Source organism: Gordonia sp. G4 (assembly GCF_057770005.1).
The window spans coordinates 5,275,674-5,294,299 of record NZ_CM173442.1 but is presented as its reverse complement, the minus strand read 5'-3'; the positions used below and the strand labels follow the sequence as shown (position 1 = coordinate 5,294,299).

17 protein-coding genes are annotated in these 18,626 nt (G+C 69.4%); 12 read left to right on the top strand and 5 right to left on the bottom strand.

Annotated features, from left to right (window positions below):
• Positions 1 to 37: 37 nt before the first annotated feature.
• The gene (locus AC3B5T_RS23935) at positions 38 to 1,237 is read left to right on the top strand and encodes a class I SAM-dependent methyltransferase (RefSeq protein ID WP_055475924.1); all 1,200 of its coding nucleotides are present in this window, start codon (positions 38 to 40) and stop codon (positions 1,235 to 1,237) included.
• A 25-nt stretch (positions 1,238 to 1,262) separates the two neighbouring features.
• Here the strand turns inward: AC3B5T_RS23935 and AC3B5T_RS23930 are convergent, their stop codons facing one another.
• Positions 1,263 to 2,600 (bottom strand): outer membrane protein assembly factor BamB family protein, encoded by a 1,338-nt coding sequence (locus tag AC3B5T_RS23930; protein ID WP_055475925.1) that lies wholly within the window; start codon positions 2,598 to 2,600, stop codon positions 1,263 to 1,265.
• Between the two features lie 129 nt (positions 2,601 to 2,729).
• Here AC3B5T_RS23930 and AC3B5T_RS23925 point away from each other — a divergent pair, with 129 nt between their 5' ends.
• Complete coding sequence (locus AC3B5T_RS23925) at positions 2,730 to 3,476, top strand: acyltransferase (RefSeq protein ID WP_010841357.1); 747 nt, start codon at positions 2,730 to 2,732, stop codon at positions 3,474 to 3,476.
• Between the two features lie 120 nt (positions 3,477 to 3,596).
• Here the strand turns inward: AC3B5T_RS23925 and AC3B5T_RS23920 are convergent, their stop codons facing one another.
• From AC3B5T_RS23920 to AC3B5T_RS23910, 3 genes are read right to left on the bottom strand one after another with little or no spacing between them, the layout of a single operon-like run.
• The gene (locus AC3B5T_RS23920; protein WP_055475926.1) at positions 3,597 to 4,937 is read right to left on the bottom strand and encodes a glycosyltransferase family 4 protein; all 1,341 of its coding nucleotides are present in this window, start codon (positions 4,935 to 4,937) and stop codon (positions 3,597 to 3,599) included.
• Positions 4,934 to 6,541, bottom strand: a complete 1,608-nt coding sequence (locus AC3B5T_RS23915) for a 1,4-alpha-glucan branching protein domain-containing protein (RefSeq protein ID WP_055475927.1) — start codon at positions 6,539 to 6,541, stop codon at positions 4,934 to 4,936. Before AC3B5T_RS23915 ends, AC3B5T_RS23920 begins: the two co-directional genes overlap by 4 nt.
• Before the next feature lie 3 nt (positions 6,542 to 6,544).
• Positions 6,545 to 7,363, bottom strand: coding sequence for a class I SAM-dependent methyltransferase (locus tag AC3B5T_RS23910; RefSeq protein WP_055475928.1), 819 nt, complete (start codon positions 7,361 to 7,363; stop codon positions 6,545 to 6,547).
• Positions 7,364 to 7,548: 185 nt separating this feature from the next.
• Between AC3B5T_RS23910 and AC3B5T_RS23905 the strand changes: the two genes are divergently transcribed.
• From AC3B5T_RS23905 to ligA, 10 genes are all read left to right on the top strand, one after another.
• Positions 7,549 to 8,334: an electron transfer flavoprotein subunit beta/FixA family protein gene (locus tag AC3B5T_RS23905; protein ID WP_010841353.1), complete on the top strand. Its 786-nt coding sequence runs from the start codon at positions 7,549 to 7,551 to the stop codon at positions 8,332 to 8,334.
• Positions 8,335 to 8,387: 53 nt separating this feature from the next.
• Positions 8,388 to 9,344 (top strand): electron transfer flavoprotein subunit alpha/FixB family protein, encoded by a 957-nt coding sequence (locus tag AC3B5T_RS23900; RefSeq protein WP_010841352.1) that lies wholly within the window; start codon positions 8,388 to 8,390, stop codon positions 9,342 to 9,344.
• A 100-nt stretch (positions 9,345 to 9,444) separates the two neighbouring features.
• Positions 9,445 to 10,431 (top strand): GNAT family N-acetyltransferase, encoded by a 987-nt coding sequence (locus tag AC3B5T_RS23895; RefSeq protein ID WP_055475929.1) that lies wholly within the window; start codon positions 9,445 to 9,447, stop codon positions 10,429 to 10,431.
• A complete protein-coding gene (locus tag AC3B5T_RS23890; protein ID WP_488358013.1) occupies positions 10,428 to 11,372 on the top strand; it encodes a lysophospholipid acyltransferase family protein in 945 nt (314 codons plus the stop codon). The genes AC3B5T_RS23895 and AC3B5T_RS23890 overlap by 4 nt, the downstream gene beginning before the upstream one ends.
• A 61-nt stretch (positions 11,373 to 11,433) precedes the next feature.
• The gene (locus tag AC3B5T_RS23885) at positions 11,434 to 11,913 is read left to right on the top strand and encodes a DUF4334 domain-containing protein (protein WP_010841349.1); all 480 of its coding nucleotides are present in this window, start codon (positions 11,434 to 11,436) and stop codon (positions 11,911 to 11,913) included.
• A gap of 143 nt (positions 11,914 to 12,056) precedes the next feature.
• Positions 12,057 to 13,277 carry a cysteine desulfurase family protein gene (locus AC3B5T_RS23880; protein ID WP_488358012.1) on the top strand — a complete coding sequence of 407 codons (1,221 nt, stop codon included), beginning with the start codon at positions 12,057 to 12,059 and terminating at the stop codon, positions 13,275 to 13,277.
• A complete protein-coding gene (mnmA, locus tag AC3B5T_RS23875; protein WP_055475931.1) occupies positions 13,277 to 14,395 on the top strand; it encodes a tRNA 2-thiouridine(34) synthase MnmA in 1,119 nt (372 codons plus the stop codon). The genes AC3B5T_RS23880 and mnmA overlap by 1 nt, the downstream gene beginning before the upstream one ends.
• Entirely contained in the window at positions 14,392 to 15,411 is a 1,020-nt protein-coding gene (locus tag AC3B5T_RS23870) for a uroporphyrinogen decarboxylase/cobalamine-independent methonine synthase family protein (protein WP_014927516.1), read from the top strand. The genes mnmA and AC3B5T_RS23870 overlap by 4 nt, the downstream gene beginning before the upstream one ends.
• A 41-nt stretch (positions 15,412 to 15,452) precedes the next feature.
• A complete protein-coding gene (locus tag AC3B5T_RS23865; protein WP_010841345.1) occupies positions 15,453 to 15,839 on the top strand; it encodes an MmcQ/YjbR family DNA-binding protein in 387 nt (128 codons plus the stop codon).
• Between the two features lie 171 nt (positions 15,840 to 16,010).
• Positions 16,011 to 18,101 carry an NAD-dependent DNA ligase LigA gene (gene ligA / locus AC3B5T_RS23860; protein ID WP_488358011.1) on the top strand — a complete coding sequence of 697 codons (2,091 nt, stop codon included), beginning with the start codon at positions 16,011 to 16,013 and terminating at the stop codon, positions 18,099 to 18,101.
• 4 nt (positions 18,102 to 18,105) lie between these two features.
• Here the strand turns inward: ligA and AC3B5T_RS23855 are convergent, their stop codons facing one another.
• Positions 18,106 to 18,621, bottom strand: coding sequence for an O-acetyl-ADP-ribose deacetylase (locus AC3B5T_RS23855; protein ID WP_055475933.1), 516 nt, complete (start codon positions 18,619 to 18,621; stop codon positions 18,106 to 18,108).
• Positions 18,622 to 18,626 lie beyond the last annotated feature (5 nt).

Here is an 18,626-nt window from a genome sequence, read left to right as displayed (position 1 = left end):
ACCGCGGCCGTGAGCCCGACGGTAGCCTGCAAGCATCATGGGCTACTCCTTCAGTCTCGACGACGTCGCGTTCCTGCGGTCGCGGCACGGTGAGAAGGCGGTCGAGACGGTGTCCGGACTCGATCTCACCCCGTCGACCATGCTGTCCGACATCACCGAGGTCCGCAGCCGGTACGCGCCGCACGATGCCGCGCTCATCGAGACGGTGCGGTGCCGCCGGCGAGCGCGCTCGAAGCTGCGTGACGCCGATGGCCTCCTGCTCACCGACGACGCCGGGCAGCAGGCGACCGCGTCGGTGGTCGCCGCGCACCGCGCCGCCGAGGTCGCGGGACGATTCCCGGGGTCGGTGGTGCACGACCTGACCTGCTCGATCGGCGCGGAACTTCGAGAGCTGGTGCGTGTCAGCGGTATTCGTGGTGTCATCGGCAGCGACATCGATCGGGTCCGGCTCGCGATGGCGCGGGCGAACGTGCCCGACGCCACGTTGCTGATCGCGGATGCACTCACCCCGACATCGACCGCAGACGTGCTCCTCGCGGACCCGGCACGGCGGTCGGACGCGGGCCGGACCTTCCGGCTCGATCAGCTGACGCCACCGCTCTTCGAGCTGCTGACCACCTATCCGGGCCGCCTGATGATCGTGAAATGCGCTCCCGGACTGGATCATCAGATGCTGCGGAACCGCTTCGGCTTCGACGGCGAGGTCCAGGTCACCTCGCTCGACGGCGGCGTGCGGGAGGCGTGCCTGTGGTCGGGGCCGGGTGTGGAGCCCGGTCGCCGGGCCACCGTCCTGCGGACCAGGCCTGACGGCACGGTCGCCGAGGTCGAGATCACCGATCGCGAAGACGACGACGTGCCCGCCGGTGAGGTCGGGGAATGGATCGTCGACCCGGACGGGGCGATCGTGCGGGCGGGGCTGGTCAGGCACTACGCCCACCGGTTCGGACTATGGCAGCTGGATCTGCAGATCGCCTACCTGACCGGCACTTCCGTCCCCGAAGGAGCGCGCGGATTCCGGGTGATCGAGCAGACGGGGGTGACCGAGAAGTCGCTCCGCAAGGCGCTCGCCGCGCTGGACTGCGGCCCGCTCGAGATCCTTGTCCGCGGACTCGACGTCGACCCCGATCGGCTGCGAAAGAAGCTCAAGCCCAAGGGCTCCCGCTCGCTGTCGGTGGTGCTGACCCGGATCGGACGCAAGGGCGTCGCGTTCATCTGTGAGCCGGGAGTCCGGTTCTAGACCGCTTTCGCCGGTCTACCGGCGACTATTCGAGGTTGGCCTTGCTGTCGAAGAAGTAGACCTCTCCGAGGTTGGTCGCGGTGGCGATCTGTCCGGAGTAGGACACCGAGACCCCGGTCGCGAAGCCGCGCGATTCAGGCAGCGGGAGAGTGCGCTTCGTCGCGCCGTCGGCGGTGGACACCTCGACCAGGGACAGGGTGTCCTTGCCCGGATCGCGCGCCACCGTCCACGCGGTCTGCTGCTGGGTCAGCGCCGACAGGCTCACCGTCGCCAGATCGGTACGCTGCCAGACCTGTTCGGCTCGGTCGCCCTGGTCGCGCAGCAGGGTCAGCGGGGCGCCCAGTGAGCCGGTGGGGATGATCAGGCCGTCCGGTGAGACGGTCATCGTCGCAAAACCGTGCCCGCCGATGTCGTAGGTCCACCGCGTCGATCCGTCCTCGGCGTTCAGCGCGACGATCTTGCCGTCGCGTGAGAATGCGTAGACGGTCGCGCCGTCGGCTGACAGCGTCGGGGTCCCGACGACGCCGCTCGGGACGTCGGCCTGCCAGGCGGTGCGGACCTCGCGCGCGCCGGCGACCTCGCCGTATTTCATCGCGCGGATCTGTGAGGTCGCGGCGCCTTCGGGAAAGAAGTTGAGGTAGAAACGTTCTCGTTCGGTGTCGACGGCGGCGGGAGCGGGAATCGCGCACTGCGGCCCGTTGCGCACGCAGTCTCCGAAGCCGCGGAGAGGCTGCGCGGGATCGGCGTCATCGCGCAGGTTCACCTCGGGAGCGAGGAGTTCGTTGCGCTGGGTGTCGATCAGCAGGATCTGTCCCTGGGTGGTGACGACCAGCACCGCGCTGGGGGCCGCGAACTTCGCCGAGAGCGGCACGCCGATCACGCCCGCGCGCCAACGGATGGCGCCGCCGGCGTTGAAGGCGAGGAAGGTCGTCTCCTCACCGAGATAGGGCTGGTCGTACTGGTCGACGAGCATCGCGCTGATCTCGACACCGGCGCGCATGTCCTTGCAGAAGTTCTTCCGTCCCGACCGGCTGTCGAGCACGAGGACGTTGCAACCCTCGGCCGCATTGGACGTCACACCCACGTTGCCTTTGCCCGAGATGGTCACCGGCGCGGTGACGGGACCGCCGGTCGGTCGTGTCCAGCTCAGCGTCAGATCTTCCGGCACATCGGCATACGCGAAGTTGGCGTTGCCCGGGACACCGCCGTAACTGGGCCAGCCGACGCTCGGGACGGACCGGACGTCGATGTGGCCGTCCGAGCAGGCGGCGAGGACCAGCGAGCACACGGCCGTGAGCGCGACGAGCAGGCGGGTCAGCGCAGATCGGCGGCGTCGAGACACCTGCGGTCGTGCGAAAGCCATCCTGCTCCTCGTCGTCGTGTCCGGAGTCGTCGTCGAACCAAGGCACCGGACATGCCATCGAACCGGCACCCGACGTGCCAGCAGTGAGCCTATCGTGCGCGAAATTCGCGTCGATTAGGGTTTCTCGTCATGACCACCATGTGGAATGCCTCGTACCGGTCCCGCCGGCGCGCAGGCCGACGCCGCGACCCCGACCAGGCGCGTTTCCTCACCCTCGATTCGCTGCGCTGGGTGAAACGCAATCGCGCGTACACACCGTGGTACCTCGTGCGCTACTACCGTCTCGCCCGATTCCGCCTGGCCAATCCGCACATCGTGCTGCGGGGCATGGTGTTCCTCGGGCGCAATGTCGAGATCCACGCGACACCGGAGCTCGCCCGCATGGAGATCGGGCGCTGGGTACACATCGGCGACGGCAACTCCATCCGCTGTCACGAAGGCAGCCTCCGCATCGGCGACAAGACCGTCTTCGGCTGCAACAACGTGGTCAACTCCTACCTCGACCTCGAGATCGGCGGGTCCACCCTCATCGCCGACTGGTGCTACATCTGCGACTTCGACCACAAGATGGACGACATCACGCTGCCGATCAAAGACCAGGGCATCGTGAAGGGCCCGGTTCGGATCGGCCCGGACACCTGGGTCGCGGCCAAGGTGTCGGTCCTGCGCAACACCATCGTGGGCCGCGGATGCGTGCTCGGCTCGCACGCGGTGGTCAAGGGCGTGATCCCCGACTACGCCATCGCGGTCGGCGCGCCCGCCCGGGTGGTCAAGAACCGGATGGACGACTGGGCGTCGAACGCGGCGGAGCGCGCCGAACTCGAACGCGCTCTCGCCGACATCGAACGAAAGAAGGCCGCGGCCGAACGGGAGTGACCCTTCGTGACGCCCTCCGCAGGCTCCGGGCTCCTCAGGGAGCAGTGGGTCGCGCTCGCTGAGGTGCGGGTGTGCGGCCTGCCCGCTCCCTGAGGTGCGAGCGAAGCGAGCCTCGAAGGGCTACGCCTGGCCCGGGTCCCGTTCCGGCAGAGGACGTTCGGGAATGTCGGGACGTCCGATCGCGTGCCGGACCCGACGCTTCGCCGCGAGGTGCACGCTCGCGGTCCGCTCGGCGACCTCGGCCCAGGAGAACTCCGCGGTGAGCCGCGCCCGGGCCCGCAGTGCCCGTTGCGCCGCCGCGCCCGGATCGGACAGCGTCGCACGGACCGCTGCCGCCAGACCGGCGACATCGGCAGGCTCGAAGGTCAGTCCGGTGTCGGGCTCGCGGACCGCCTCACCCAGACCGCCCGCGGTCGACACGATCAGCGGCGCGCCGGTCGCCGCAGCCTCCAGCGCCACGATCCCGAACGGCTCGTAACGGCTGGGCAGAACGATGGCGTCGCATCGGTGCATCAGCGTCACCAGCTCACCGTGGTCGACCGGGCCGACGAAGGTCACCGCCTTGCCGACCCGGTGCCTGCGCGCCTGCTCCATCAGCCAGTCCCGCTGGGTGCCGTCACCGGCGACGGTCAGCGTCGTACGCGGATGGCTGCGCCGGATACGGGGCAGCGCGGCCAGCAGATCCTGCACGCCCTTCTCGTATTCGAGCCGTCCCGCGAACAACAACTCGGCCGGTCCGCCCGTCCGCGGACGCTCGGCGAACGGCCACGTCCGGATGTCGATGCCGTTGTGGATCACCGTGATGTCGGCCGCGTCGTACCCGAACAACCGGTTCACCTCGTCGCGCATCGACGCCGAACACGTGATGAGAGCATCGGACTCCGACACCAGCCACCACTCCACCGAATGCACCTGACGGTTCGTCCGGCCGCTCACCCAGCCGCTGTGCCGCCCCGCCTCGGTCGCGTGGATCGTGGAAACCAAAGGCACATCGAAGAATTCGGCCAGTGCGATGGAGGGATGGGCGACCAGCCAATCATGCGCGTGCACCACGTCGGGCACCCACCGCGATGCCGATCCGCTCCCGGCGCCGTGCAGATTCGGCCCGCTCGCTCCGCTCCCGGCGCCGTGTGGATCCGGCCCGCTCGCTCCGCTTCCGGCGCCGTGCAGAATCCGCAGCCCCGCCCGAACGAACGCATGCCCCATCGCGAGCGTCCAGGCCATCATGTCCTGCCCGAACTCGAACTCCGGCGGATCCTCGGCGACCGCCACGACGCGCACACCCTCGACGACGGTGTCCGTCGTGGGATGACTCACCGCATCGGTTCCCGACGGTCGACGGGTCAGGACCACCACGTCGTGACCCGCGGCGGCCATCTCGGTCGCCAGGTGATGCACGTGCCGGCCGAGTCCGCCCACCACCACCGGCGGGTACTCCCACGACACGAACAACACCCTCATCCGATTTCCCCCTCGGTGTCGATCCCCCCTGGGCCGATGTCCGCTGGACGGCCGGTCTCGGTGCCGATCCCGTCGGCGGTCAGCGTGGTCTGCAGACGGCGCGCATCGAGAGCGGGGAACAGATTGTCGGCGCGCGACCAGTTCGCGGCGAGCGTCTCGGCAGCGTCGTCGCGGCCTCGCATCGCCGCGTCGCTGATCTCGCGGGTGGCGTGCGCATGCGTGTGAGCTCGCGACACAGCGTACTGCGCGGCAGTGTCCTTCGACACCATGAACGGCCAGTCCGACGACACGGTCAGCAGTGCCTCCCGCACGATCTGATCGGCCACGCGACTGCGCTCGCCGCCCCGGTGCCGCAGCTTGGCGACGGCGTCGAGGGCCGTCTCGGTGACCTCGGCGTTCAGGTCGACCAGGTGTTGTACGGCCGGGCCGTTCCACACCCGCCAGTCCTTGCCCGACCCCCACGACGACCGGGGAAGGTCGAACGGTGCACCGACGAACCCGGCTCGTGTCGCGCCCGCGAGTGTTCCGACGGTGACCCCGACCTCGGGCAGGCGGCGGAGCACGCGTTCGAGCCAGACCGGCCCCTCGTGCCACCAGTGGCCGAACAGCTCGGTGTCGAACGCCGCGACGACCAGCGCCGGGCGGCCGATCCGGTCGGACTCGTCGACGAGGCGGGTGCGCACGTGCGCGACGAAGTCCTCGACGTGCCGGTCGAGAACCGCGTCGACCCGTGCCGGGTCATAGGGCTTCTTGTCCTCGCCCGACACGGTCCGGCCGGTGACGCGGAACCGCTTGAGCCCGGTCTCGTGGTCGTACGTGTGGAAGTCGCGGTAGGCGCCGTGGCCCGGATAGCCCGACTTCGGCGACCAGACGCGATAACTCACCGTCAGGTCACGGCCGTAGGCGACGACGGCGCTGTCGCCGACGGGGCGTCCCAGCGCGGTGTCACCGTGCAAGGCGGGTCCGTCGACCATGAAGTGACGCACACCTGCGCGGTCGTACTCGGTCTCCATGCCCGGCGCGAAGGCACATTCGGGAGCCCAGATGCCGGCCGGATCGAAACCCCAGCGTGAATGGGCGTCGGCGAGCCCCTCGGTCAGCGAGAAGTGGCGCAGTCGCGGGTCGAGCAGCGGCGCGAACGGGTGGCCGAGTGGACCGCCGAGGATCTCGACGACCCCGCTCGAGGCCAGCCCGCGGATCAGCGGCGACGCACCGTGACGCCATCGGCTCGCGAAGGTGTCGAGAGCGCGCTGGGCATCGAGGTACTCGCGGCGTCCGGCCGCAGCACGGTCGGCGTCCCGGGACATCGCGGCCTGGGTGGCCCGCAGTTGCCAGTCGGCGAGCCACTCGTACATCGACGACGCGCAGTGCGGGTCGTCGAGCTGCGCGGCCAGTACCGGCGTGATGCCCAGCGAGAGCTGATCGGTGAAACCGTCGGCGGCCAGACGCTCGAGCATGTCGACCAACGGCAGATACGACGCCGCCCACGACTGATACAGCCACTCCTCGCCGACCGGCCAGCGGCCGTGATTGGCCAGCCACGGCAGATGCGAATGCAGGACCAGCGTGAACTGGCCGGGAACGGGCGCGGTACCGGTGATCACCCGTCAGCCCCGCAACGCGACCGCGAACAGGTCGAGGGAGGCGTCGATGTCGCACTCGCGCGAGTCGACGACCTCGAAGTCCTCGGCGACCACGCCGGCGACATCCGCGGTCAGCTCGTCGGGCCACGGCTCGCCGGCGAGCGCGCGCTCGATCTGGGCGTCGATGAGTGAACCTCCCCACTTGGTGTCGAGCGCCCGCAGCCGCGGACCGTGGACGACGCCCAGCATCGCGTTGACCACGAAGTCCCCGCCGAGAAGCAGGTCGGTGAGTTCGGCCGCGTCGAGCTCACGGGTGTGGAACGGGTTGAGCGGTGTGTCGCGACCGGGGGAGAAGGTGATGCGGTTGGGCGTCGACATCAGCAACAGCCCGCCGGGGCGCAGCACGCGGTGACACTCGGCGACGAAACGTGGCTGATCCCAGAGGTGCTCGATCACCTGGAAGTTGACCACGACGTCGACCGAGGCGTCGTCGAGCGGGAGGTCGACGAGATTGCCCTGGTGGACGACGAGTTCGGGGTAGCGGCGACGGGTGTGCTCGACCGCGGCGGTGTCGTAGTCGACGCAGACCACCGACGACGCCCCGGCGTCGGCGATCATCGCGGCGCCGTAACCCTCGCCGGACCCGGCTTCGAGAACGGCACGGCCCGCGCACCGGTCGGCGATGTGGCGATAGGCGATCTCGTGGCGCCGGAACCAGTAGTTCTCGGCGGGGATCCCCGGGACCGTGCGCTCGCCGGTGAGCGCGAGTTGCTCGTCGGTGTCGAGCGCCTCGAGACCAGTGGTTGCCGTCCCGCGCGACGATCCGAGGTCTGCGTCAGTCATCTGAGAGAGACTAGGGCATGCCCCGCCGGTCACCGGGTCCGTCGTACCGAGCGAGCGAACGGTCGCCGCATTGTGTGAGGTAGTCGATGTTTAGTGAGAGGATAGGAGACGCTAAAGTGGTGAGGACCCATGGCCTTACCCGCCGGTAAGTTGCCGAACCCGATGCAGGAGGTCGACGAAGACCCATGACAAACATTGTCGTACTGATCAAGCAGGTTCCCGACACGTGGTCCGAGCGCAAGTTGTCCGACGACGACTACACCCTGGACCGTGAAGCCGCTGACGCCGTCCTGGACGAGATCAACGAGCGCGCCGTCGAGGAAGCGCTGAAGATCAAGGAGGCAGACGGCGGTGAAGTCACCATCCTGACTGCGGGACCCGAGCGCGCGACCGACGCCATCCGCAAGGCGCTGTCGATGGGTGCGGACAAGGCGATCCACATCAAGGACGACCTCATGCACGGCTCGGACGCGGTCCAGACCGCATACGTGCTCGCGCGGGCACTCGGCACGGTCGAGGGTGTCGAGCTGGTCATCGCCGGCAACGAGGCCACCGACGGTCGCGTCGGCGCCATCCCGGCCATGATCGCCGAGTACCTCGAGCTCCCGCACCTGACGCACCTGCGCAAGCTGACCCTCGAGGGCGAGACCCTCAAGGGCGAGCGCGAGACCGACGACGGCATCTTCCATGTCGAGGCCACCCTGCCGGCCATCGTCAGCGTCAACGAGAAGATCAACGAGCCGCGCTTCCCGTCCTTCAAGGGCATCATGGCCGCCAAGAAGAAGGAAGTCACCGTCCTCACCCTCGCCGAGATCGACGTCGAGGCGAGCGACGTGGGCCTGGAGAACGCCGGCTCGGTCGTGACGGCGAACACCCCGAAGCCGCCGAAGACCGCGGGTGAGCGCGTCACCGACGAAGGCGACGGCGGCACCAAGGTCGCCGAGTACCTGGTCGGCCAGAAGATCATCTGACCTTCTCGACGCAGACCACCGGCGAACCCCCAGACATTCAGGAGAGAACCACCATGTCAGAAGTACTCGTGCTCGTGGAGCAGGACGCCGAAGGCGCCCTGAAGAAGGTCACCAGCGAGCTCATCACCGCCGCCCGCGCTCTCGGCACCCCGTCGGCAGTCGTGGTCGGCAAGCCCGGCTCGGCCGACGGCATCCTCGACGGCCTCAAGGAGGCCGGCGCGGAGAAGGTCTACGTCGCCGAGTCCGACGACGCGGGCAATTACCTCATCACCCCGCAGGTCGACGTGCTGGCCTCGATCGCCGAGTCGGCCTCGCCGGCCGGGATCCTGGTCGCGGCGACCGCCGACGGCAAGGAGATCGCCGGCCGGTTGGCCGTGCGTCTCGGCTCCGGCGTCCTCGCCGACATCGTCGACGTCAAGGAGGGTGGCGTGGGCGTCCACTCCATCTTCGGTGGCGCCTTCACCGTCGACGCGCAGGCCAAGGGAGACGTGCCCGTCTTCTCGATCCGCCCCGGTGGTGTCGAGGCGGCTCCGCAGGCCGGCGCCGGCGAGCGTGTCGACGTCGAGGTCCCCGCTCAGGGCGAGGGTGCGGTCAAGATCACCAAGGTCGAGCCGAACGTCGGCGGCGACCGCCCGGAGCTGACCGAGGCGTCGATCGTCGTCTCGGGTGGCCGCGGTGTCGGCAGCGCCGAGAAGTTCTCGGTCGTCGAGGAACTCGCCGACGTGCTCGGTGCCGCTGTGGGCGCCTCGCGTGCGGCCGTCGACTCCGGCTACTACCCGGGCCAGTTCCAGGTCGGCCAGACCGGCAAGACCGTGTCGCCGCAGCTGTACGTCGCCCTGGGCATCTCGGGCGCCATCCAGCACCGCGCCGGCATGCAGACCTCGAAGACGATCGTGGCCGTCAACAAGGACGAAGAGGCCCCGATCTTCGAGATCGCCGACTACGGCATCGTCGGTGACCTGTTCAACGTCGCGCCGCAGCTGACCGAAGAGGTCAAGAAGCGCAAGTGATCATGCGCTGATCCGCTCAGAAACCCGGTGACCCCCGACCCCGTGTCGGGGGTCACCGTGCGTTCGGGGGTCGTTCACCCGCTCGTGGCCGTCGCGGGTCGTGTTCACCCGGTGGCGGCCCGAGTTCACCGAACCCGCACCGACACGACACACTGCGGTGGTCCCGCCGATGCCCGGTCTGGCTTTCATTCGAGTCATGAACGCCATGCAGTCGCCAGTCCGCACCGGCCACGTCTCGCGCGCACCGTTCACGCGAGCCGAGCCGAGGACCCTGCTCACCGCGGGGCCCATCCGCGTCCTCGTGTCCGACGACCCCGCCGACATCGTCGCCGCGCAGGAGTTGCGGTACCGCGTCTTCGCCGATGAACCCGGTTTCTCCGATCGCATCGGTGACTCGGCCACCGGCCGGGACGTCGACCGCTTCGACGCCTTCTGCGAGCACCTCATCGTCCGCCACGCCGACGACGGTGTCGTCGGATGCGCGCGAGTCCTCGCCCCGGCCCGGGCGATCGCCGCCGGCGGGTGGTACTCGGCGACCGAGTTCGATCTTCGCGAGATGAACGACATCGTCTCCGCCACAGTCGAATTGGGGCGTGCCTGCGTGCACTCCGGGTACCGCGACGGCTCGGTGACCGCGCTGATGTGGGCGGCGCTGCTCCAGTACATGGACGACGCCGACCTGCGCTACCTGATGGGGTGCGTGTCGGTGCCGCTGCACAGTCCGGGGGAGTGGCTGCCGGGGTCGTCGCTGCGCGCCCTGCGGGATCGACTGCGCGACGAGCATCGGGATGCGCGGCGTCAGGCCCACCCGCTCGTGCCGGCACGCGTGGGCGGACGCCTGCTCGACGACATCGTGCCCTCGGACACGGTCGCGATGCCGCCGCTGATGCGCGGATACCTGCGCCTCGGTGCCCGGATCTGCGGCGAGCCGGCGGTCGACGACGTCTTCGACGTCGCGGACTTCCTCACCCTGCTCGACCGCGAGGGCGCGAACAGACGCTACCTGGACCGGCTGCGATCGAGTGCCAGACGGCTCGGCTCGCCCCGCACGGACGCCGCGCCGGAGCCCGGGGGCGCGGCACGATGACCGCGCTGCTGGCCGGTCCGGTCTCACCGCGCACGGCTGGTCCGCGACGCGGCCACGCACAGTGCCCGCCGGCCCGCCCGCCCGGCGCGCTCACGCATCCGTGGTTCCCGATCAGCACCTGCGGCGAAGGATGCCTCGGCCCGACGGTGGCGCGGCGCTTCGACGCGATCGCCGACGCGACGATCGTCGGGTGGCGCCTGTGCCGGCTCGCGGCGGTCGCGATGTGGATCGTCTGGGCCGTCCTGACCGCTCGGGCGGTGGCGGGTCTGCGTCGACGACCGCCACGTTCGCTCCGCGCCCCTGCATCGAGTGCACTGCTGGCGGCCCTGGGGATCTCCGTCGACGTCGAGGACCGCCGAGCAGACCCTGCCCGAGCGGGGCTGGTGGTCGCCAATCACATCTCCTTCCTCGACGTGCTCGCACTCGCGCTGATCAGCCCCGCGCACGTGGTGGCCAAATCCGATGTCGTCGGGATGCCGGTGGTGTCCTCCCTCGCGCGCAGGTTCGGCGTCATCGCCGTCGACCGCGGCACACTCCGCGGGTTACCGGAGACGGTCGGCGAGGTCGCCGGACGCCTGCACCGCGACTCGTCGGTGATCGTGTTCCCCGAGGGCACCACCTACTGCGGTCGATCCGGCGGCGCGTTCCGCCCGGCGTTCTTCCAGGCCGCGATCGACGCGGATGTCCCGGTGGTGCCGGTGAAGCTGCGATTCGTCGGCACCGACGGGACCACCGCGACGGCGCCGAGTTTCATCGGCGCCGACACCCCGGCCGACACCCTCCGGCGGGTTCTGCGGGCACGTGGCCTGGCCGTCACGATGGTCATCCACCCACCCGAGGCGCCCGGCCGGGATCGTCGCGAGCTGGCGGGTCGATGCGAGCGCGTCGTGGCGGGCCTTCCCGCCGCCGCGGAAAGTGACATCATCCGTTCTCTCATATAGGTTTCACCGGTAGCCGTCCGCAGGTCTGTGGACGATAACCGCGTACCTCCAGGAGGCGACGATGACGTCCACCCGAACCCGAGAAGCCGCGCGCACCAAGTTCTTCGAACTCCGCGATGTCGACGGCCGGGTCGACGACGCCGATCTCGACACCGTCTGGGCCGGATTGTCGACGCTCCGGCCCGAGGAGATGCTCGGCGCCTGGAAGGGTGGCGAGTTCACCACCGGACACGCCATCAACGGCACGCTCGCCAAGGCCAACTGGTTCGGCAAGACCTTCACCTCGCGCAGCGACGTCCAGCCTCTGGTGTGCCGTGACGACAACGGCAATCTCTTCTCCAACACGAAGCTCGGCAAGGGCGAGGCGAGCCTGTGGGCGATCGAGTTCCGCGGCGAGATCACCGCGTCGATGGTCTACGACGGCCAGCCGGTCATCGACCACTTCAAGCGGGTCGACGACACCACGGTGATGGGGATCATGAACGGTAAGGGCGGCGTCATCGACGGCCGTCACCTGTACTTCTATCTCGAGCGGGTCTGAGCGCGACCGGTCGCCGGAGTGGCCTCACACCTCCCGACGTGCGCGTTCGGCGTCGTGCGGCCGCTACCGGGTCGGCAGGCCGGCGATCGGCGGCCCGATCGCGGAATTTGTCGGCGACCTACGCGCGTTTATCCTTGCTAGCGATGCCCGTGCCAAGCCGACCGCCCGTGAAGGCGCCTGTCTACCTCGATCACGCCGCTTCGACGCAGATGCTGCCCGAAGCCGTCGAGGCGATGACGGCCGTCTTCGCCCAACCGGGTAACGCCTCGTCGCTGCACGGATCCGGCCGCACCGCGCGCCGTCGGCTCGAGGAGGCGCGCGAGGCCATCGCCGCGGCTGTCGGCGCCCGGCCGTCCGAGGTCGTGTTCACCGGGGGCGGGACGGAGTCCGACAACCTGGCGGTCAAGGGCATCTACTGGTCCCGGCGGAACGCCGACCCGCGCCGTCGCCGGATCATCACCTCCGCGGTCGAACATCATGCCGTCCTCGACCCCGCTCAGTGGCTCGCCGACGAGGCCGGCGCCGATCTCGTACTGCTACCCGTCGACGCCGACGGTGTGATCTCGCCGGCCGACCTGCGTGCCGAGCTCGAGGCGCACGCCGACGAGACCGCCCTCATCTCGGTCATGTGGGCCAACAACGAGGTCGGCACGATCCAGCCGATCACCGAGATCGCCGCGCTCGGGTCCGAGTTCGGCATCCCCGTGCATTCCGACGCGATCCAGGCCGTCGGCCATCTGCCGGTCGATTTCGCGGTCAGCGGCCTCTCGGCGCTCAGCCTGGCCGCCCACAAGTTCGGCGGGCCGCAGGGTGTCGGCGCCCTGCTGCTCGGTCGGGACGTCGGGTGTGTGCCGCTGCTGCACGGCGGCGGCCACGAACGCGACGTCCGGTCGGGAACGCAGGACGTCGCCGGCGCGGTCGGCATGGCCGCGGCGCTGTCGTGGTGCGTACAGAACCTGGACACCAACACCGCCCACCTGCGTGCGTTGCAGACCCGTTTGACCGAGGTCCTGCTCGGCGTGGACGGAGCGGTGCGCAACGGGGCCGACGGTGCCGGCCGCCTCCCGGGCAACGTGCACGTGTCGTTCGCCGGGTGCGAGGGTGACTCGTTGCTGATGCTCCTCGACGCCAAGGGCGTCGAATGCTCGACCGGATCGGCCTGCACCGCCGGGGTGGCGCAGGCCAGTCATGTGCTCCTCGCGATGGGGCTGGACATGGCCGACGCACGGTCGTCGTTGCGGTTCTCCCTCGGCCACACCACCACCGACGCCGACATCGACGCGGTCGCCGCGGTCATCGACGAGGTCGTCGACCGGGCACGAGCCGCGGGCCTGGTATCGGTCCCCGGCGGAAGGATCTCCTGATGCGAGTACTGGCGGCGATGAGTGGCGGCGTCGACTCGGCGGTCGCCGCGGCACGAGCGGTCGAGGCCGGTCACGAGGTGGTCGGTGTTCATCTGGCGCTGTCAACGGCTCCGGGTGCGCTGCGCACCGGGTCGCGCGGATGCTGTTCACGTGAGGACGCCTCCGACGCCCGCCGGGCGGCCGATGTCCTCGGAATCCCGTTCTACGTCTGGGATTTCGCCGACCGCTTCAAAGACGATGTGATCGACGAGTTCGTCGAGGCGTACGCGGCCGGACGCACACCGAACCCGTGCCTGACGTGCAACGAGAAGATCAAGTTCGCCGCCCTCGCCGACAAGGCGGTCGCTCTCGGTTTCGACGCGCTGGCCACCGGCCACTATGCCCAGCTCGTCGACGGGGAGCTACGGCGTGCGGTCGACGCCGACAAGGACCAGTCGTATGTGCTCGCCGTCCTGACGCGTGATCAGTTGTCGCGGGCGATGTTCCCGATCGGCGACACCCCGAAGACCGAAATCCGAGCCGAGGCGGCCCGCCGCGGGCTGGCCGTCGCGGACAAGCCGGACTCCCACGACATCTGCTTCATCCCGAGCGGCGACACCCGCGCGTTCCTCGGTGCCCGCATCGGTGTTCGGCCGGGGGCGATCGTGGACGCGGCGTCGGGTGAGCGTCTCGCCGAGCACGACGGAGTCCACGGTTTCACCATCGGTCAGCGCAAGGGCCTCGGGGTCGACGCGCCCGCCGCCGACGGCAAGCCGCGCTATGTCACCGAGATCGATCCCGATTCGGGGACGGTCACCGTCGGGACGGCAGCCGACCTGCAGGTCTGGGGGATCACCGCCACCCGCGCGGTCTGGACCTCGGGTGTCACTCCCGGCGAGCCCTTCGACGCGATGGTGCAGGTCCGCGCCCACGGCGGACTCGCGCCGGTGCGCGCGACCGCGACCACGATCGACGGGGGACCAGGTATCGAGATCGTCCTGCAGGAGCCACTCACCGGCGTCGCCCGCGGTCAGGCCGCGGTGCTGTACCTGCCCGATGCCCGGCGCGGCGACCAGGTCGTCGGGTGCGGGCGGATCGCCACCACCTCGTCGCAGCCGACTGTCGTGCCGACTCCGTGACCGGATCATCGGCTCTGCCCACCGGTGTGGGCACCGGTGTGGGATCGATGCCGGGCACCGACGCGCGAGCCGCGGCCGAGGTGGTCAACGGCGAACTCGACCTCACACACCTCGTCGAACTCCCCGGCCGAGGTATCGGCTCGGATCTGATCGGCCGGATGGCGGCGATCCTCGTCGATCTGCCGATGGACACCGCGACGTGGGGATACCGTCTCGCGCAACGCCACTCCCGCCTGGCACGGCGTGCATCCGACCTCCTCGCCGAGGACCTCGACGTCGTCGAGGAGCTCTGGGAGACCGCGGGTTTCGTCGGCACCGGACGCCCGTTCAAGGTGCAGGTCGCCGGTCCGTTCACCACGTCGGCGTCGGTCGAGCTGGCAAACGGGCAGCGAGTCCTCAAGGATCATGGCGCGGTCCGCGACATCGTCGAGTCGACGGCCGAGGGCGTGCGCGCGCACGTCGCCGAGGTACAACGCCGGCTCGGCGCGCGCGTGGTGGTCCAGCTCGACGAGCCGATGATCGGTCAGGTCATCGACGGCACGGTGAAGCCGCTGACGCGCTTCGACCCCATCCGGGCGATACCGGTGGTCGAGGTGGCCCGTGCACTCACCGAACTCATCGACCATGTCGGCGCACCGGTGATCCTGCACGACTGCGGCAGACCGCGATGGGAACTGATCGAACACCTTCCCGGCGTCGGCTATTCGATCGACCTGACCAAGCCCTCCCCGGCCGATCTCGACGGCATCGGCATGCTCGTCGATCGCGGCGGCGTGCTGCTCGCGGGACGCGTGCCGTCGACCGCACCCGATCGCCCGTTGGCCGCCGAACACGTGGCGACCGAACTCGCCGCGCTCACCGATCGCATCGGTCTGAGCCGGAAAGTGTTGTCGGACAACATCATCGTGACCCCGACCTGCGGTCTGGCCGGCGCGTCGACGAGCTGGGCCAAGACGGCGCTGGCGGTCACCGCGAAAGCCGGTCAGCTACTCGGCAGCGATCCGTCGGCACTCTGAAACCCCTGCAGGCCCGACCTCGCAGACCTATCCTCGTCGGTATGCCGCACCCGATCATGTTCGACGACGCGGACCCCTACCTGGTCCGCGTACGGACGATCGCGCTCGCGCTGCCCGACGCGACCGAGGTCGTCGCGCACGGCCGCCCGACCTTCCGCTGCGGCAAGATGTTCGGCAACTACGGCGGCGGGGTCAAGGGCAGCAAGATCCGTCACGACCAATCGATCCTGGTCCTCGCCGACGACTCCGAACGGCCCGCCCTGCTGGACGATCCGCGATTCTTCCTGCCCGCCTACCTCGGCCCCGCCGGCTGGGTGGGCCTGATCCTCGACGACGACACCGACTGGGACGAGGTCGCCGAACTCCTCGACACGAGCTACCGCCAGATCGCACCGAAGCGGTCGCTGGCGAAGCTGGACCCTTCGTGACGCCCCCTCCGCAAGCTCCGGGGCTCCTCAGGGGGCGGGGTGTGACGCCGCTCTGCTCCCCGAGGAGCGAGCGTGCGGGTGTGTCTCCTGCGCCCTGAGGAGCGAGCTTGCGAGCGTCACGAAGGGTCAAGACCTGCAAGACCTGTCCTAACGCTCCGATACCCTCGGAACGTGGCAGAAACAACGGAGTCGGGTCAGCCGGTCACCGAGCAGTCGGGACCCGAGAGCGATCTGCGCGAGGAGTGGACCGCCCTCGCCGAGGAGATCCGCGAGCACCAGTTCCGCTACTACGTCAAGGACGCGCCGATCATCACCGACGGCGAGTTCGATCTGCTCCTGCGGCGTCTGCAGTCACTCGAGGACGCGCACCCGGAACTCGCGACCGCCGACTCACCCACCAAGCTCGTCGGTGGCGGCTTCTCGACGGCGTTCTCCCCGGTCGACCACCTCGAGCGAATGATGTCGCTGGACAACGTCTTCGACCACGACGAGATGCGCACCTGGGTCGACCGGGTGTTCGCCGACGCCGGGGCCAGGGCGGACTTCCTGTGTGAACTCAAGATCGACGGGGTGGCCCTCGCGCTGGTCTACCGCAACGGAGTCCTCGAGCGGGGTGTCACCCGTGGCGACGGCCGGACCGGCGAGGATGTGTCCCTCAACGCGCGCACCATCGACGACATCCCGATGCGCCTGACCGAGTCCGCGGAGTACCCGATCCCCGACGTCCTCGAGGTGCGTGGTGAGGTCTTCTTCCGCGTGGAGGACTTCGAGGCGCTGAACGCCTCGCTCGTGGCGGAGGGCAAGGCGCCCTTCGCGAATCCGCGCAACTCGGCCGCCGGATCGCTACGCCAGAAGAACCCGCAGATCACGGCCCGTCGCAGGCTGCGGATGATCTGCCACGGCATCGGGCACACCGAGGGCTGGCGCCCGGCATCCCTGCACGACGCCTACCTGGCGCTCGGCGCCTGGGGTCTGCCGGTGTCGACCCACACCACCAAGGTGTCCGGCGCCGAGGAGATCATCGACAAGATCACCTACTGGGGCGAGCACCGCCACGACGTCGAGCACGAGATCGACGGCATCGTGGTCAAGGTCGACGACTTCGGGGTGCAGCGACGCCTCGGTTCCACCTCGCGGGCGCCGCGGTGGGCGATCGCCTACAAGTACCCGCCCGAGGAAGCCACCACCAAGCTCTCCGACATCCAGGTCAACGTCGGGCGCACCGGCCGCGTCACCCCTTTCGCGGTCCTCGAACCCGTGCTCGTCGCCGGGTCCACGGTCGCGCGTGCGACCCTGCACAACGGTTCGGAGGTCAAGCGCAAGGGCGTGCTGATCGGCGACACCGTCACCATCCGCAAGGCGGGCGACGTGATCCCCGAGGTCCTCGGGCCCGTCGTCGATCTACGCGGCGGCACCGAGGTCGAGTTCGAGATGCCGGAGCTGTGTCCGGCATGCCAGACGCCGCTGCGACCGGAGAAGGAGAGCGACGCCGACCTCCGCTGCCCGAACCAGGAGAGCTGCCCGGCTCAGCTGCGCGAGCGGCTCTTCCATCTCGCCGGCCGGGGCTCCTTCGACATCGAGGCGCTCGGTTACGAAGCCGCGTCGGCCCTGCTGTCGGCGGGTGTGCTCACCAACGAGGGTGATCTCTTCTCGCTGACCGCCGACGATCTGGTCCGCACCGACCTGTTCACCACCAAGGCGGGGGCGCTCTCGGCGAATGGCAAGAGGCTGCTGGCGAACCTCGACAAGGCCAAGGACGTGGCGTTGTGGCGCGTGCTGGTCGGGCTGTCGATCCGCCATGTCGGGCCCACCGCGGCCCGGGCCCTGGCCACCGAGTTCGGTTCGCTCGAGGCGATCGAGGCCGCCGACATCGACCAGCTCGCCGGCGTCGAAGGGCTGGGGATGACCCTCGCGCAGTCCATACACGACTGGTTCACCGTCGACTGGCATCGGGACATCGTCGAGAAATGGCGCGCCGCAGGCGTTTCCATGGAAGACGAGCGGGACGAGTCGATCCCGCGGACCCTCGAGGGCAAGACGATCGTCGTGACCGGATCGCTGGTGGACTTCTCGCGCGACGGCGCCAAGGAGGCAATCCTGCAGCGCGGTGGCAAGGCGTCGGGTTCGGTGTCGAAGAAGACCGACTACGTGGTGGTGGGGGAGTCGCCGGGCACCAAGGCCGACAAGGCCGAACAGCTCGGCGTGCCGGTGCTGGACGAGGACGCGTTCAAGAAATTGCTGGAGACCGGCAGCCCGGAGTGACCGATCAGGCCAGTGCGGCCTCGAACGCGCGGTAGGCGCGCTGGTCGAAGAGGACGAACCGGACCTCCTCGATCGAGGTGTCCGGCACCGCGGCACGGACCGTGTCGACCGCCTTGCGGGCGCCGTCCTCCATCGGCCAGCCGTAGACGCCGGTCGAGATCGCCGGGAAGGCGATCGTGGTGGCCCCGAGTTCGGTTGCGACACGGAGTGATTCGCGGTAACAGGAGACGAGGAGGGCGGAGCGGTCCTCGTCGTAGGAGTGGACCGGTCCGACAGTGTGGATGACCCAGCGCGCAGGCAGGTCTCCCGCGGTGGTGGCCACCGCCTCGCCGACCGGCAGTCCGCGGCGGTAGGAGCCCGCGCGTAGCTCCTTGCACTCCGCGAGGATCGCCGGGCCGCCGCGCCGGTGGATCGCGCCGTCGACCCCGCCGCCACCGAGCAGGGTGGAATTGGCGGCATTGACGATCGCGTCGACGGACTGCGTCGTGATGTCGCCCTGTACCAGCGTGATGGACGTCATATGTC